This window comes from Levilactobacillus lanxiensis (assembly GCF_016861655.1).
Classification (GTDB): Bacteria; Bacillota; Bacilli; order Lactobacillales; family Lactobacillaceae; genus Levilactobacillus; species Levilactobacillus lanxiensis.
The window spans coordinates 73,062-86,743 of the sequence record NZ_BOLN01000006.1 but is presented as its reverse complement, the minus strand read 5'-3'; the positions used below and the strand labels follow the sequence as shown (position 1 = coordinate 86,743).

General features: G+C 50.8%; 18 protein-coding genes. 2 read left to right on the top strand and 16 right to left on the bottom strand.

Annotated elements, in window-relative coordinates; genetic code table 11:
• Window positions 1-20: 20 nt before the first annotated feature.
• The 7 genes from JUF22_RS08610 to JUF22_RS08580 form a co-directional block, all read right to left on the bottom strand.
• On the bottom strand, window positions 21-986 hold the full coding sequence (locus JUF22_RS08610) for an aldo/keto reductase family protein (protein WP_203645599.1): 966 nt from the start codon (window positions 984-986) through the stop codon (window positions 21-23).
• 104 nt (window positions 987-1,090) lie between these two features.
• A complete protein-coding gene (locus tag JUF22_RS08605) occupies window positions 1,091-2,248 on the bottom strand; it encodes an MFS transporter (RefSeq protein ID WP_203645597.1) in 1,158 nt (385 codons plus the stop codon).
• A gap of 6 nt (window positions 2,249-2,254) precedes the next feature.
• On the bottom strand, window positions 2,255-2,680 hold the full coding sequence (locus tag JUF22_RS08600; RefSeq protein ID WP_203645595.1) for a MarR family winged helix-turn-helix transcriptional regulator: 426 nt from the start codon (window positions 2,678-2,680) through the stop codon (window positions 2,255-2,257).
• Between the two features lie 290 nt (window positions 2,681-2,970).
• A complete protein-coding gene (locus JUF22_RS08595) occupies window positions 2,971-3,522 on the bottom strand; it encodes a hypothetical protein (RefSeq protein WP_203645588.1) in 552 nt (183 codons plus the stop codon).
• Entirely contained in the window at window positions 3,519-4,145 is a 627-nt protein-coding gene (locus JUF22_RS08590; RefSeq protein WP_203645586.1) for an ATP-binding cassette domain-containing protein, read from the bottom strand. Before JUF22_RS08590 ends, JUF22_RS08595 begins: the two co-directional genes overlap by 4 nt.
• An 11-nt stretch (window positions 4,146-4,156) precedes the next feature.
• Window positions 4,157-4,744, bottom strand: coding sequence for a hypothetical protein (locus tag JUF22_RS08585; protein WP_203645578.1), 588 nt, complete (start codon window positions 4,742-4,744; stop codon window positions 4,157-4,159).
• 67 nt (window positions 4,745-4,811) lie between these two features.
• The gene (locus JUF22_RS08580) at window positions 4,812-5,603 is read right to left on the bottom strand and encodes a hypothetical protein (RefSeq protein ID WP_203645577.1); all 792 of its coding nucleotides are present in this window, start codon (window positions 5,601-5,603) and stop codon (window positions 4,812-4,814) included.
• A 224-nt stretch (window positions 5,604-5,827) separates the two neighbouring features.
• Here JUF22_RS08580 and JUF22_RS08575 point away from each other — a divergent pair, with 224 nt between their 5' ends.
• Window positions 5,828-6,244, top strand: a complete 417-nt coding sequence (locus JUF22_RS08575) for a cytidine deaminase family protein (protein WP_203645575.1) — start codon at window positions 5,828-5,830, stop codon at window positions 6,242-6,244.
• A gap of 323 nt (window positions 6,245-6,567) precedes the next feature.
• On the opposite strand, the gene JUF22_RS13870 is transcribed toward JUF22_RS08575, so the two are convergent.
• The 8 genes from JUF22_RS13870 to JUF22_RS08535 form a co-directional block, all read right to left on the bottom strand.
• Window positions 6,568-6,627, bottom strand: coding sequence for a putative holin-like toxin (locus JUF22_RS13870; protein WP_308439804.1), 60 nt, complete (start codon window positions 6,625-6,627; stop codon window positions 6,568-6,570).
• A 343-nt stretch (window positions 6,628-6,970) separates the two neighbouring features.
• Complete coding sequence (recO, locus tag JUF22_RS08565) at window positions 6,971-7,762, bottom strand: DNA repair protein RecO (protein WP_203645573.1); 792 nt, start codon at window positions 7,760-7,762, stop codon at window positions 6,971-6,973.
• Between the two features lie 14 nt (window positions 7,763-7,776).
• Window positions 7,777-8,682, bottom strand: coding sequence for a GTPase Era (gene era / locus JUF22_RS08560; RefSeq protein ID WP_125762762.1), 906 nt, complete (start codon window positions 8,680-8,682; stop codon window positions 7,777-7,779).
• Between the two features lie 9 nt (window positions 8,683-8,691).
• Window positions 8,692-9,096 carry a diacylglycerol kinase family protein gene (locus tag JUF22_RS08555; protein ID WP_203645571.1) on the bottom strand — a complete coding sequence of 135 codons (405 nt, stop codon included), beginning with the start codon at window positions 9,094-9,096 and terminating at the stop codon, window positions 8,692-8,694.
• Window positions 9,074-9,562 carry an rRNA maturation RNase YbeY gene (gene ybeY, locus JUF22_RS08550; RefSeq protein WP_203645569.1) on the bottom strand — a complete coding sequence of 163 codons (489 nt, stop codon included), beginning with the start codon at window positions 9,560-9,562 and terminating at the stop codon, window positions 9,074-9,076. Before ybeY ends, JUF22_RS08555 begins: the two co-directional genes overlap by 23 nt.
• A complete protein-coding gene (locus JUF22_RS08545) occupies window positions 9,562-10,548 on the bottom strand; it encodes a PhoH family protein (protein ID WP_125762768.1) in 987 nt (328 codons plus the stop codon). Before JUF22_RS08545 ends, ybeY begins: the two co-directional genes overlap by 1 nt.
• A 169-nt stretch (window positions 10,549-10,717) precedes the next feature.
• Window positions 10,718-11,197 carry a GNAT family N-acetyltransferase gene (locus JUF22_RS08540; RefSeq protein ID WP_203645567.1) on the bottom strand — a complete coding sequence of 160 codons (480 nt, stop codon included), beginning with the start codon at window positions 11,195-11,197 and terminating at the stop codon, window positions 10,718-10,720.
• A gap of 387 nt (window positions 11,198-11,584) precedes the next feature.
• Window positions 11,585-12,031, bottom strand: a complete 447-nt coding sequence (locus JUF22_RS08535) for a GatB/YqeY domain-containing protein (RefSeq protein ID WP_203638064.1) — start codon at window positions 12,029-12,031, stop codon at window positions 11,585-11,587.
• A 187-nt stretch (window positions 12,032-12,218) separates the two neighbouring features.
• Here JUF22_RS08535 and JUF22_RS08530 point away from each other — a divergent pair, with 187 nt between their 5' ends.
• Window positions 12,219-13,250, top strand: a complete 1,032-nt coding sequence (locus JUF22_RS08530) for a zinc-binding alcohol dehydrogenase family protein (RefSeq protein WP_203645824.1) — start codon at window positions 12,219-12,221, stop codon at window positions 13,248-13,250.
• Window positions 13,251-13,356: 106 nt separating this feature from the next.
• On the opposite strand, the gene rpsU is transcribed toward JUF22_RS08530, so the two are convergent.
• Window positions 13,357-13,545 (bottom strand): 30S ribosomal protein S21, encoded by a 189-nt coding sequence (gene rpsU / locus JUF22_RS08525; RefSeq protein WP_011667518.1) that lies wholly within the window; start codon window positions 13,543-13,545, stop codon window positions 13,357-13,359.
• Window positions 13,546-13,682 lie beyond the last annotated feature (137 nt).

The following is a 13,682-nucleotide window of genomic DNA, read 5'->3' as shown; positions in this document are numbered from 1 at the left end:
CGAATGTGCTTCACAATTCATTAAATTTCGCGGAAAAACTTTTTAAACCCAAATAGTTTATCGATCCGAGCTTCATATTCGGCAGGAATCTCCAAGTCAACGGCCTTTAAGTTATTCTGCAACTGGGTCGGCTTGCTGGCCCCGATGATCAGGCTGGAAATACGTGCGTCCCGCTTGTCCCAGGCCAACGCAAAGGTTGCCAGGTCCGTCCCCAACTCTGCGGCCATTTTGGCGAACTCTGCCACCTTCGCCAAATTTTCTGGCACCAGTTGCGCCTGCAGGTCTGGTTGGAACGTGCCGCGAGACCCGGCCGGTGCGGGCTGGCCCTGACGATATTTCCCAGTCAATAGGCCCTGCGCCAAAGGTGAGAATGGGACGACCCCCAACCCAAGTTCTCCACACAGGTCCAGCAGTTCATGTTCAATGTAGCGGTCAAACATGTTGTACTCTGGTTGGACCACGGTGATTGGGTGTAACCCTCGTTCTTGAATGATCAGCTCTGCCTTTAAAATTTGTACCGGCGTCCATTCGCTGACCCCATAATAGAGGATTTTGCCTTGATCGACCAAGCCACTCAGGGTCGTCAGGGTTTCTGCTAGCGGCGTTTGTGGGTCGAATCGGTGACAGAAATACAGGTCCAAGTAATCCGTCTGAAGGTTGGTCAACGACTGGTCGATGGATTCGGTGATATGTTTCCGTGAGAGGCCACGGTCATTAACGCCCCGGTCCGACGGGAAGAAAACCTTACTAGAAACCACCAATTCCTTACGGGGAAACTGTTGAAGGGACTTGCCCAAGAAACGTTCGGCGGCTCCGCGACTATACACGTCCGCACAGTCGAAATAGTTGATGCCACTTTCATAGGCCAGTTTGATGCTCTGGGCGGCCAGGTCCTGTTTGGCGGCATCACTGACATCCGTGAGCCAGCTGCCCAAGGCTAATTCACTGACGCGTAAGCCTGATTTGCCTAATTGCCGATACTTCATATGTAAGAACTCCCTTTATGTCAAAATAATAAGAATTTGATTAAAATTCAATATGAAGTTAGTTTACCACGACTACGGCAACTGGCCCATTGATTTGTTAGCGATTAAGCCAGGCCACGCCGATTTTCCCAATAGACCCCGACAATGGCGGGCAACGTGATGGCCATGACCGGATAGAGCCAGATCCATGGCAGGAAGGTCGTGATGACCCCCGCCAACATCGGTCCCAGCGTCATCCCTAGGTCAATGCCGATGTAAAATGTGCTGTTAGCCAGGCCCCGGTCGGCCTTGGGGACCAGCGTCAGTGACTTGGCCTGGCAAATGGAAAACATCAGCCCGTAGCCGGCAGCCAAGCCGACCGCACCCACAATCAGCATGGCCCAGTTGTCCATGTCGGTCAGCCCCACGATGCCAATCAGATTGCACCCAAGGCAAATCCAGAAGAATTTTCTAAATGGCACCCGGTCAAAGACATCCCGTAGAATCAGCCGCATCGCTAGCAGGACTAACGCGTAGACGGGGAAAAAGGCCCCCGCCGGAATGGCAAAGCCCCGGTGAAAGACGTAGCTCACGATGTACGTTTGCGTGGCAAAGTATGGTAACGAGAACAATAGGAGAATGGCCGCAACCGGCACGACTTTGGGTTGAACCAGCCGTAACTTTTCGTGCTGGCCCTTGCTTTTGCGGTAATCGGGATGGGGCACACTCTTATCCCCAACAAACTGAATCGTCAGGAGCAACAAAATAATGAAGCCGGTTGCCACCCAAAAAACACTCCGGTACCCAAAGTGATGGTACAGAAACACACTAACGGCGGGCCCAATCGCCATGCCCAAGGCATTCGCAATCCCGTAGATGCCCATCCCCGCGCCAATGCGGTCGGCCGGTAACAGACTGGCCATCCAGGTCGCCATGCAAACGGAGCATAACGTGTACCCAATCCCGTTGACGACCCGCCACAGCATGATCAGAGGCACCGCCGTGGAGACCCCGTAGCCAATGCAGGCAACCAAGATAAATCCGGCGCCGATTGAGCTTAAGCGATACTTAGAAAAACGGTCGGTCAGATTCCCTGCCAACGGCCGGAGAATCAGCGAGGTCAGGTTCATCATCCCGGCAACGATTCCGGCCAGAACACTGTTAGCCCCTACATTACTTGAAAAGCCCGCGATAATGGGATTGACCAGCATGGGACTCATCAAAAAGAAGAAGCTAGCGGCTAAAACTAATTTAACATCCTTCGTGTATAAGCGTGTTTTCACACGACCTCAGTTCCTTTCCAAATTTTGACCGATTCGGCCGAGCATCGCCAATAATTGCTGCTGCTCGGCGGGCGTGAACCCGGTAAATAACGCCTGACTGGTCGTCTTGATGTGCGCATTTAGCTGTTGAAGCTTGTCCTGCCCAGCTGGCGTTAACGCGACCAACTTGGCTCGACCATCAGCAGGATTCGGTTGTAAGACTAATAACTGCCGGTCAACTAAGCGTTTGACCATGAGCCGAGCCGTCTGGTGCGTCACCTGCTGCTGTTCTTTGAAATCCGTAATCGTTCCTGCGGGATGGTCCGTAAAGAATCGGAGGGCATCCGCCTGCGCACTCGTCAACGATAGGTTCCGGACAAAGAGATTTCGTTGGTGGCGAATCTGTCGCCCCAGTAAAACTAATTTCCAAGAAACCAATTGGTCACTGTTCATGTCATCACCTCACTGATCATTATACAGCTAGCTGTATTGTTTTGAAAGTGAGTATTTGTTTTCTACGAATGGTTCAACTGTGAAACCGGCTAGAAAGGAAACCAATCCATTGTAGGTTTGCTAAAACAGGTTCTCGTTGCTTGTGGCGTCACCCTCCACCAGCTAAAAGTTGAAGACTGACGGCTAGATATTCCGGACGTCTTAAAATACAGATCAAAAAGAAAATGGCGTCCTCGCTTTCTGAGGGCGCCATCTTCTTTCCATCCAACGATAGTCAAATCTTCCATTCGCTAGGCCAAAACTGAGCCATCATGATCCAGATTCAATCGCACAGAGTACTTCACAAACTGGTCTGAACGTTCTGGGACCAGGAAACTAAATCGCGCAGATTGTTGGCGTTGCCGATAGCTGTTAGGAATCACCAGGAAGCGCAAGGTCACATCTTTCACCGACGGCTGCCGCCATTCCTTCTCTGTGTAATACCGTCCATTGGGATGTTGCATGCCGCGCGATTGATTGCTGATGCTATACGGAATGTTTAGCCACATATTTTCAATCATATTTAAATTATTGGCGTGAAAACCGTAGTTAGCTGGCTTTATCGACTGCATTAACAAGTGCAGCGTGACTTCCTTACCGTCTGTAACTGTCCGCTGCGTAGCCGTTAGCATTTTAAACTGAGCTTTCCGGCTGCCGCTCCATTGATGCGGCTGAACAATTTGCTCGACAACTGGCTTGGTCGTCACACCGCGATTTACTCGTTGAAATTGCCAAGCACCCCCTAGAATTAACCCGACAATTATCAGCAATCCCCCAATAAAACGCTGTCGTTTTTTCATCATCTAACGGTCCCCGCTTCAACCCGTAACTGTTGATCCGCCACGGCGGCCACGAAAGCCTGATCATGTGAGGCAATCACCAGCGTGCTCCCACCGGCTCGTAAACTTTTGACGTAAGCCACTAACTTTTTGATGCTGGCCGCGTCCAGTGCATTCGTGGGTTCATCCAAAACGATCAGCTCACTTTCCCCTAAGACAGCCTGGGCAATTCCCAATTTTTGCTTCATCCCTAGCGAAAAGTGACGCACCTTAGCAGAATGCGAAGTCGGCAAGTCAAATTCCGTCAATAGGTCTAGCAGCTCACCCTCTGTCACGCCCGGTATCAAATCAGCAATCAATTGCAGATTAGTCAACGCCGAAAAGTCTGGGAGTACACTGGGAGCCTCAATCATGATTCCTGCAGTTATTGGATATGCTTGACCGACTTTGATGGATGTTTGTTTGACCCTGATAGTCCCTTGCGTTTTTATCAAACCTAGCATGGCTTTTAAGATGAGTGTCTTGCCAAAACCGTTAATCCCTGTCAGTGCCGTGATTGTGCCCGCTTCAATTTCCAATGAGACGTCCCGTAAGACCGGTTGGTGGTCGAAGTGTTTGCTCACATTTTTCATTTGAATGAGTGCCATGGTCTTCCCCCTTAGCTATCGCGCCAATCAATCAGCCAACATAACCCTATAATCGCCACTCCCCAGCTCAAACATACGACCAAAGCAGCTGACCAATGACTGCCAAACGGGGCCAAGTGCGTGTACTTAAAAAATGGCGACGCTGGTTGCTGTAATAGATCTAAGCTGACCACTTCCAACAACCAGATACCTAGTATGGCCATAATCTTTTTGCGCAATGACCAGTACAAAATCAGACTGAGGGTGACAAAGAATCCTTGATGCATACCTAACTGTAAACATCCCCACAGGATAGCTTTTACGGCCATCCAGTGACCTAAGAAATAGCTTCGCCACAACAGACTGCCCGTCCATAGTCCCCATAACATCCCCTGCATGATGCCATTTTGGCTCAACAATTGCCAAAACCAAACCCGTTTGCGACCAACGCGCCCATAATCCAGTAACCGATAGTCAAACAGACTGAGGCTCGCCATCAAACAGAGGGGCAAATAGATTGTACTGAAAAGCTGGCTGTTAAACAGATAGGCATAAATAGTGGGTGCAGTTGCCCCTGATTGAAACGTTTCTCGTAGCAGGGCCGCTACAAAGAGGCTCATGCTCAGAATGAACAAACACCCGCTGCGCCAATGCAACCGTAGCTGGTGATATTGCTGGCGCCAGACTCTACGCATAAAGGTACCGCCGCCAGCCAACTGTCATTACCCCCAGAGTGACAACAAATAGACAGATTGTCAGAGCCACCATCGTTGGGCCCGTCACACTGGCATTGGCCGACTCCTTCAACAGATTAGCAGGTGCCAAACTATGGGGCAACCAGTTGAAGGCGTCCACCATCAGCAAACCAATCTGCCCGAACACCATACTCCCGAACGCCACAAACGGCTTCGTCGTAAAAAAGCTTAGGCCCGTGACCAGACAAGATAACAAGGCCCCCCAGACAAAGACTAGGCCAATCGACAACATCGCATGCCAGAACGGATGCGTATAGTACAACCCCACATTGATCGTATTATCATGGACCACCAAAACATTGCTATGTAAGAGATTATCTGGCTGCAAATTGGGCAGGACTAGTAAATAGGCCAGCAAGTTCATGACCAACGGGCCACTCACAACCAGACCGCCTAAAATAAACGACCAGCCAAAATACCCCCGGAAAATTGCTTTTACCGATCGTTTCATCCGCAGCTGGTAATGAAACCCATTACGCAGGTCCTGTTGCAACAAACTCCCTACTGGCAACACTGCCAATAGCGGTAACAACAGATAATACGCCATCGCAAGTGCACTAAAATTATCAATGCCAAGCCACTCCGTATAGGGCGACAAAAAGAACGGATTGTGTCCACTTATTTTGGGCAATTTCTGCAAGAACTGTCCCATCGCCAAACTAACTGCTAGTCCAAACGCCACGATGAGCCAGCGTCGGTTTAAGCGGTGCCAAATCATCCCCAAATTATTCTCCCCCAGTGACCACCAACACTTACCGGTCATTTTCTGAAAATCGTATCTCCAGAATAGCATGTCGAAAGACAATCGCCTACCTTAATCATATCTACCCACTAAGAGACTATTTCTCATATTGATTTTTCGAATTGAGCATCCACCCGCCAACTATTCTGTGCTACCGATTGGTTTGTGCTAAAATTAATCTTAATTTTACTGGGAGGTGACCTCTTTTGGACATTTGGGAACAGCTTTACCAAGCGGCGAAACCGCTCTACCACCCGGAAGCCGTCAATGAGTTTATTTATGCGCACAACGTGGTCTGTGCGTTGCAAAGCAAGTCTGGCCAAATTTTCACAGGATTTTGTATCGAGGGCCTGTCTGGCACCCTCAACCTCTGCGCCGAACGGGTCGCATTGCTCAACATGTACACGACCAGTGGTGAAACGGAAGTCCAACGCCTAATTGCCTTTCGTGACGCACCACCGACCGGCATCAGTGGCATGCCCTGTGGTGTTTGTCGCGAAACTCTCTTGCAGTTTTCACCCAACAACCGCCACACCCAGATCATGGCCGACTACGCGACCAGGCGGACCGTCATCCTCGATGACCTCCTCCCAGATTGGTGGGGCGACATCAAAACAAATTAGCATATACAAAAGATACCGTTCAGAATTTTCCAAATGGAGAAATTGAACGATATTTTCTGTTGAAGTTTTCGGCCTTCTAGCCCATTAAATTCACTGGCAGCAAACTGCTAAAACTACGATGCACAAGCACAGGTGGCTTCCCAGTGTAAGGGATAATTGTTGATTGAGCGCCTTTAGAATGATACTATATAAGGGTAAACGAAAAGGCCTGGTGGTTGTACACCAGACCCTCTCACAGCAAGCCGCTTTAAAGGCGGTGGCTAGAAACAAAACGACAACTAAGACGTCCCGTAACCTGCCAAAGTTACATCGGGGCGGCTTTTTTATTTACGCCTGTCAATGTACGTCAGCAACGCTATTAAAAACGTGCCAAACAGTAACATCAACGAAAGTGCCTGAAACACACTCACTGACTGCGAAACCTTTCAAAGTTTATTCCATGTCCCCATAGACATCACCTCATAAGGGAAAAGACAGCCACCGCCCTTAAAACTTCCTACGTGAAGCCAATTATAGCATAGACAATGGTGTATCCTTTATTTTCTTAGGTGAGCTGACCAAGGCTATGCAAAATCAAAAGCTTTCTTAAAACGAATACTACACAAAAATACCGTTCAGAACTTTCCAACATGGAAAGCTGAACGGTATTTTCTGTTGTTTATTTATATTTAATGTTGTCACCCTGGCGATGCCACCTACCACAAGTATCGGCCGGAGGCGAAACGTTTAGTCCGTCGTCGGTGGTGTCATCAGGCGGGCTGACCACGACTGCATCTGATCCAAGAACCGTTTGCTCTTAGGATGCACCCCAATCTGACTATCATAGATTTCATCCATCAGCTGGCGCAGCGCATGCTCCGTCTGCGGTTTCACGTTGATCGAATGGACCCGGTCCAAGTCGATCACGGAGAACTGACGTAAATAATAAATCGTGCGTTGAGCCAGGTGCAGGCGCCGTGGGTCCATTTGCCAATGCTGCTGGCACAACAGGCCCCCGTAGCTTTCCGAATAGTCAAATGGCAGGTCATTCCGCCCGCAAATGGCACACCCCTGTAACTGCGGCGCGACCCCAAAGGCTGGCATCAACTGAATTTCCATGATGTTGGTAACAATTGACGGGTTCACCCCATCGTCGATCAGGGTCAGTGCGCGCTGAACACGGTGATACCAGTCTGGCAGTGGTTGGCTGTCCGGAAAGGCCTGATCGACCAGACTCATGATATAGGTGGCATAGGCATTTTTGAAAATGTCGCCGCTAATATTTTGATACTGGTTGGTCTCTCTGGCCGTCCGGATGTACGACAGCCCGTCGTCGGCAATATCACCGACATAACTGCCGACCGTGAATGGCAAGATATCCGCCACCATCTTGAAGCCCTTTTTCTTGGCGCCACGCACCAGAAACATTTTCTTGCCAAACTCCGCCGTTAAAAACTTGATCAGAAAATCCCGTTCGGCATAGTCCCGGCGAAAAAGGAGGATGCCGTGAAAATCAGTCACATTCCGTGCCACAGCCATCCCCACTTTCTAGTTTATAAATCGTCCTTGCGGTACCCGTAACTCTTCAGCAGGGTTGCCTTGTCACGCCAGTTAGGTTGCACCTTGACCCACAGCTGGAGGTAAACCTTGCTCCCTAGCAGGTGTTCGATGTCTTGACGGGCCATGGTCCCAATCTTCTTGAGCATACTACCGCCCTTACCGATCATGATACCCTTTTGGGTCGGCCGTTCCACAATAATCGTGGCTTCGATGTGCACGTGGTCCTCGTCCTTTTGCTTCATGCTTTCGATTTCCACGGCAACTGAATGCGGCACTTCTTCACGCGTCAACATGAAGATTTTTTCCCGAATCAATTCGCTAACCACGAACCGTTCCGGGTGATCCGTTACTTGGTCAGCTGGGTAGTATTGTGGCCCATTTGGCATGTGGTCGACTAATCCCGTCAACAGCTCGTCAACGTTGTTCCCTTCGAGGGCTGAGATGGGGTAAACGGCCTTCCAGTCCAGTGCCGTTTGGTACTGTTCCATCACAGGCAACAGGTCGTCTGGCTTAACCTGGTCGATCTTGTTGATCAACAGGTAAACGGGGGCCTTGACGTTCTTTAACCGATCGATGATAAAGTTGTCCCCGGCCCCCCGCTTTTCAGCGGCGTTGACCATGAACAAAACGGCATCGACTTCGTTTAACGCGGACATGGCTGACTGCACCATGTAGTCGCCCAACTTACTCTTAGGCTTATGAACCCCGGGCGTATCGATGAAGACGATTTGCGCCTCGTCCGTCGTGTAGATGCCTTGAATCTTGTTCCGGGTCGTTTGGGCCGTGTTTGACATAATGGCAATTTTCTGGCCGATCACGCGGTTCAAAAACGTTGACTTACCCACGTTTGGCCGCCCAACAATGGCGACAAAACCTGATTTGTAATCTGGATTATCCATATTTTCCTCCTAGAACCAACGCACTAACGCTGGCAACATCACTAACGCGCCGACGATGACAGCAAAGATGGCGGCCATCAAGACCCCACCCGCTGCCACATCCTTCGCCCGTTTCGCCAGGTCATGGTAGGTATCCCCCACGACCAGATCAACGACGGCCTCCACAATGGTATTGAGCGTTTCGGCGATCAATACCAAGAAGATGGCCAGGACGAGCCACAACCACTCGTTTAGACTCAGCCGCAAGATGAGCCCGGCAATCACAGCCAGGCTCCCCACGACCAAGTGTTTCCGAAAGTTACGCTCATAATGAAAGAGCGCTCGCAGACCATCCCACGCATGGCCTAACGACTGGCTAAAGGCGCGATTTTTCCCCGTTTGCCGGGTAGGCTTACCGCTTGAGGCCATAGGCATCTAAAATGTCGGCCTGGAGCTTGAACATGACCTTCTCATCTGCAGGCTCCATGTGGTCGTAGCCGTTCAAATGCAGGAAGCCGTGGACCACGAGAAAACCAAGTTCCCGTTCGTAGGAATGGCCCAGGTACTCCGCTTGTTCTTCAACCTTATCCATGGACACGAAGATATCCCCAATGTTTTCGGGAATCTCGGCGGCCATTTCATCGTCCATGACCAACGGAAAATCATCGTCCGCGTCCTCGCCGTCTTCAATCGCAAAACTGATGACGTCGGTGGCCCGGTCGACCCCGCGGTACTGCTTGTTAATGCGGTGAATATCTTCGTTGTTCATTAAGGTGACGGACATTTCCGTATTTTCTGCCAGCTTCAGGTACTTCCCGGCATATTCCAGAACGTCTTTGATCATGTCGACGTGCTTTGCGGGCACGCCATCTTGGGTTTTATCGTAAATCTCTAGATCCATTATTTTTTAGCTCCATTTGGTTTAGTATCGTTGGCTTCGTAAGCGTTAATGATGCGCGCAACCACGGGGTGACGGACAACGTCATCCGAGTTAAAGGTCACAAAGTTGATGTGTGACACGTTTTGCAAGATGTGTTGGGCCTGAACTAATCCGGACTTGGCATTGTTCGGCAGGTCAATCTGGGAGATATCCCCGTTGACGATCATCTTTGAGCCAAAGCCCAGCCGCGTCAGGAACATCTTCATCTGCATGTTGGTCGTGTTTTGGGCTTCATCTAAAATGACGAAAGCCGACTCCAACGTCCGCCCACGCATGTAGGCCAGTGGCGCAATCTCAATTACGCCACGGTCCATCAAGCGCGTCGTGTGTTCGGCGCCCAGGATGGCGTACAAGGCATCATAGATTGGCCGCAGGTAGGGGTCAACCTTTTCCTTCAAGTCCCCAGGCAGGAACCCGAGACTTTCACCAGCTTCAACGGCTGGCCGGGTAATGATCAGTTTTTCCACATCCCCATGCTTTAACGCCGCCACGGCCATGACCACGGCCAGGTAAGTCTTCCCGGTCCCGGCAGGCCCAATGCCGAAGGTAATATCATTGTGCTTGATGGAATCAATGTACTGGCGTTGGCCAAAGTTCTTGACCCGCACCGCACGACCCTTGGCATCGTTAATTAATTTTTCAGTATAAAAATCCTTGAAATAAGTCAAGGTCCCCTTATTTGCCATCTTCATGGCACTGATGACGTCGGCACTGTTTAACTTAATGCCCTTGGCCAACAGGTCACTCATGTTGCGTAGAATAGCCAGCGTTTGGTTGACGGCCTCAGCCGCACCAGAGACTTTGATTGAATTGCCGAAGGGCTTGATGACGACATTTTGCCCCTCTTCCAGGATGGTGACAAACTGATCTTGGGTCCCCAACAGGCCGACTTCGTCCTCAGGGCGTTCCAAGATATACTCTTTTTCAATCGTTGCGTTCTCAGTCAATACGGTGGCTCCTTTGTCTTTAGATTTTAAGTCCTTCGCGTTGTGCCTGGTCTCCACATTAGCGGTCAATGGCGCACCGGTCCCCCAACATAGCGCAGACTTCTAATACTCAAATTTTAGCATACCACCGGGGATTGTAAAAGGATTCGGCGCGAAAAGTCGTGACGGGTCACTTACGCGGCAGTTCGGGGAGGTGAATGGGCCGCTCCAAGACCAATCGATCACGTAAAATTACCCCGTTTTCCACGATGGTTTGCGGATAGTTTTGCGTAAAGTAGTCGGGTTCCACCGCAATCACGCGAAAGCCCTGCTGCTGATACAAATACAGCTGTGCGAGGCTGGTCGTCCCGGTCGCAATGCGTAACGTCCGGTAGCCGTGCTCAATCGCCCATTGATAGGCAAACGTCAGGAGCGCCCGTCCGTAGCCGTGGCGTTGCTTAGCGGGGGTCACCGCAATCGCCATAATCTCCACCACACGAGGCGCAAACCGTTTCAACACCAGCATCCCCGCCAGCCCGGTCGCATCGCTAGCCGCGTAGATGGCACTTTGCGGCAGGTACGCATCGACCAGCGCTTGGTTGGGATCCGCTAGCAATACTAGCTTTAGTTGTTCAGGTGTCAGCTCGGTCACACGTTCATAGGTTAACACGTCCTCATCCTCCTTAGAAAAAAGGCCACCACGAAAAACTCGCAGCGGCCCCATTGGCAGCATTTTCTGACGAACGCCACCAGCAACAATTTAATTTATTTGTAGATTACACCTCGTGCGTTCACCGACAAGCTAACCTTGCCAGCACGAACCAAGACCGGTTCGCCAGTTAAACTGTCAGCACCAGTCTCAGTGACCAGAGGTGGGCCAAGGTGGCCAGCTGTGTCGGTGGCCTTAACTGAGCGATTTTCTCAGTTTAGACCACGGGACGACTTTTGAGACCGCTTCTCAGGCTCAAAAGCGAGGCGGAAGACCGTTCCTCAGGCTGAAGCCGTTCCCCACAGCAGGCCACCTTGAGCGCACCGCCGGGAACGAAACGACAAGCGCCTACTTGTTTAACTGCGCCTTAACCGTCTTGTTGACGATGGCACCGTCGGCTTTGCCCTTAACTTGGGGCATCACAACGCCCATGACCTTACCGAAGTCGCCCATGCCGCTAGCGGAGACCTTAGCAATGCTGTCGGCAACGATCTTCGCAATGTCGTCTTCGCTCAATTGCTTAGGCGCATACTTTTCAACGATGGCGATTTCAGCCTTCACGCCTTCGACCAAATCATCGCGGTTACCCTTGGCAAATTCTGCCATGGATTCCTTGCGTTGCTTCAACTCGCGGGAAACGATCGTTAATTCTTCGTCTTCGCTTAAGTCGTGACCTTGCTTGACCTTTTCGTTGGTCAAAGCAGCCTTCATCATCCGGATAACGTTCAAGGAAAGCTTATCGTGGGCCTTCATGGCCGTCTTTAAATCAGTGTTGAGTTGGGTTTCTAAACTCATTGTGTTTCCTCCTAAAAGTTGTAATTACCATTAAGTTTACACCTATTTCCAACGAACGTCAGGTATTCACTGCTAATTTTTGCTTGTGCGCTCGCCGCCTCTGGTCCGGACCAACATGATTGTCATTCACGGGTAAAATGGTATCCTGAAATTAACGACAAGAAAGGACGATTTTAATATGACAGATATGCGGGCAATTGGTTTTACTCAGAAATTACCCATCACAGACGATACTAGCTTGACCGAATTCTTCGAGCCGAAACCCACCCCGACTGGCCACGATTTGCTCGTCAAGGTGGTGGCCACCTCGGTCAACCCCGTTGACACCGCCGTGCGCCGCGGGACGACCGGCGTGTTGCCAACACCCAAGGTCCTCGGCTTTGATGCTTACGGCATTGTGGACGCCGTGGGTGACGCTGTCAGCCTGTTTCAGCCCGGCGACCGCGTCTGGTACGCCGGCTCCTTCAAACGGCCAGGAACGGACAGCGAGTACCATTTAGTGGACGAACGCATCGTGGGCCCCGCACCGGAAAAATTATCCCCCGCTGAAATGGCCGCAATACCCCTGACCTCCCTGACCGCGTGGGAAGCCTTGTTTGAACAAATGCACATCGACGTCGACACCCCTCAGGCCAACGCCGGCAAGACGATCCTGATCATCAACGGTGCGGGGGGTGTCGGCTCAATGGCCACCCAGTTCGCCCATCTGGCCGGTCTGACCGTCATCGCCACGGCCTCACGACCAGAGACGATTGCCTGGACGCAGGACCACGGCGCAGATCACGTCGTTAACCACCGGGAAGATTTGGTGCCTCAGGTCCAGGCCCTCGGGTACCCGACCGTTGATTACATCTTAGAGTTAAGCAACCTGAACCAGCACTGGCCGGAAATCGTGTCGCTGATTGTGCCCAGTGGGTCCATCGTGTCCATCACTGGGAGTGACACGCCCATCGACCTGCGTGCGTTGAAGCAAAAGCGCGCGACCTTCGCCTGGGAGTGGATGTTCACCAAGTCCTACTTCGGCACGCCGGATATGCTGAGCCAACACGACATCCTGACGCGGGTGGCCCAGTTGGTCGACAGCGGTCAAATCGTCACGACCCTGACCAAGACCCTATCACCCATTGATGCGGCTAATTTACGGACCGCTCACGAATTGGTCGAATCCAACCGGATGATTGGGAAGGTCGTTTTGACCAACGAAAGCGGCTCTGACTAACTATTTTCGTGTATTCATCCATTCGTTGAATAACTATTCAAAAAGTGCACAAAAAAATCGCTGAACCTTAAGTTCAACGATTTTTTGTTAACTTTGCAAAAAGAGCTTAGAAACGCTTCTTCTTGGCTTTACGCTTACGCGCAGCTTCTGATTTTAACTTTTTCTTCACACTTGGTTTTTCGTAAAATTCACGTTTACGGTATTCTTGTAAAGTACCGCTACGGGAAACCGTACGTTTGAAGCGCCGAAGAGCGTCGTCAAAAGACTCGTTTTTGCGAACGACTGTCTTTGCCATATAAAATTCCCTCCCTCCGAGCACAAGTAATAACGTCGGTTAGAATTTCTTCCACCGGCGTAACGGTTCTTAACTATTATACATAAACACCCAAACCGCGTCAATAACACAAGCAAATAAATTTGAACCGTTTTATC

Coding starts and splice junctions, on each gene's coding strand:
- JUF22_RS08610 (WP_203645599.1), bottom strand. CDS start 986: ATGAAGTATCGGCAATTAGGCAAATCAGGCTTACGCGTCAGTGAATTA.
- JUF22_RS08600 (WP_203645595.1), bottom strand. CDS start 2,680: ATGAACAGTGACCAATTGGTTTCTTGGAAATTAGTTTTACTGGGGCGA.
- JUF22_RS08595 (WP_203645588.1), bottom strand. CDS start 3,522: ATGATGAAAAAACGACAGCGTTTTATTGGGGGATTGCTGATAATTGTC.
- JUF22_RS08590 (WP_203645586.1), bottom strand. CDS start 4,145: ATGGCACTCATTCAAATGAAAAATGTGAGCAAACACTTCGACCACCAA.
- JUF22_RS08585 (WP_203645578.1), bottom strand. CDS start 4,744: ATGAGCCTCTTTGTAGCGGCCCTGCTACGAGAAACGTTTCAATCAGGG.
- recO (WP_203645573.1), bottom strand. CDS start 7,762: ATGGCTGTGGCACGGAATGTGACTGATTTTCACGGCATCCTCCTTTTT.
- era (WP_125762762.1), bottom strand. CDS start 8,682: ATGGATAATCCAGATTACAAATCAGGTTTTGTCGCCATTGTTGGGCGG.
- JUF22_RS08555 (WP_203645571.1), bottom strand. CDS start 9,096: ATGCCTATGGCCTCAAGCGGTAAGCCTACCCGGCAAACGGGGAAAAAT.
- ybeY (WP_203645569.1), bottom strand. CDS start 9,562: ATGGATCTAGAGATTTACGATAAAACCCAAGATGGCGTGCCCGCAAAG.
- JUF22_RS08535 (WP_203638064.1), bottom strand. CDS start 12,031: ATGAGTTTAGAAACCCAACTCAACACTGATTTAAAGACGGCCATGAAG.
- JUF22_RS08530 (WP_203645824.1), top strand. CDS start 12,219: ATGCGGGCAATTGGTTTTACTCAGAAATTACCCATCACAGACGATACT.
- rpsU (WP_011667518.1), bottom strand. CDS start 13,545: ATGGCAAAGACAGTCGTTCGCAAAAACGAGTCTTTTGACGACGCTCTT.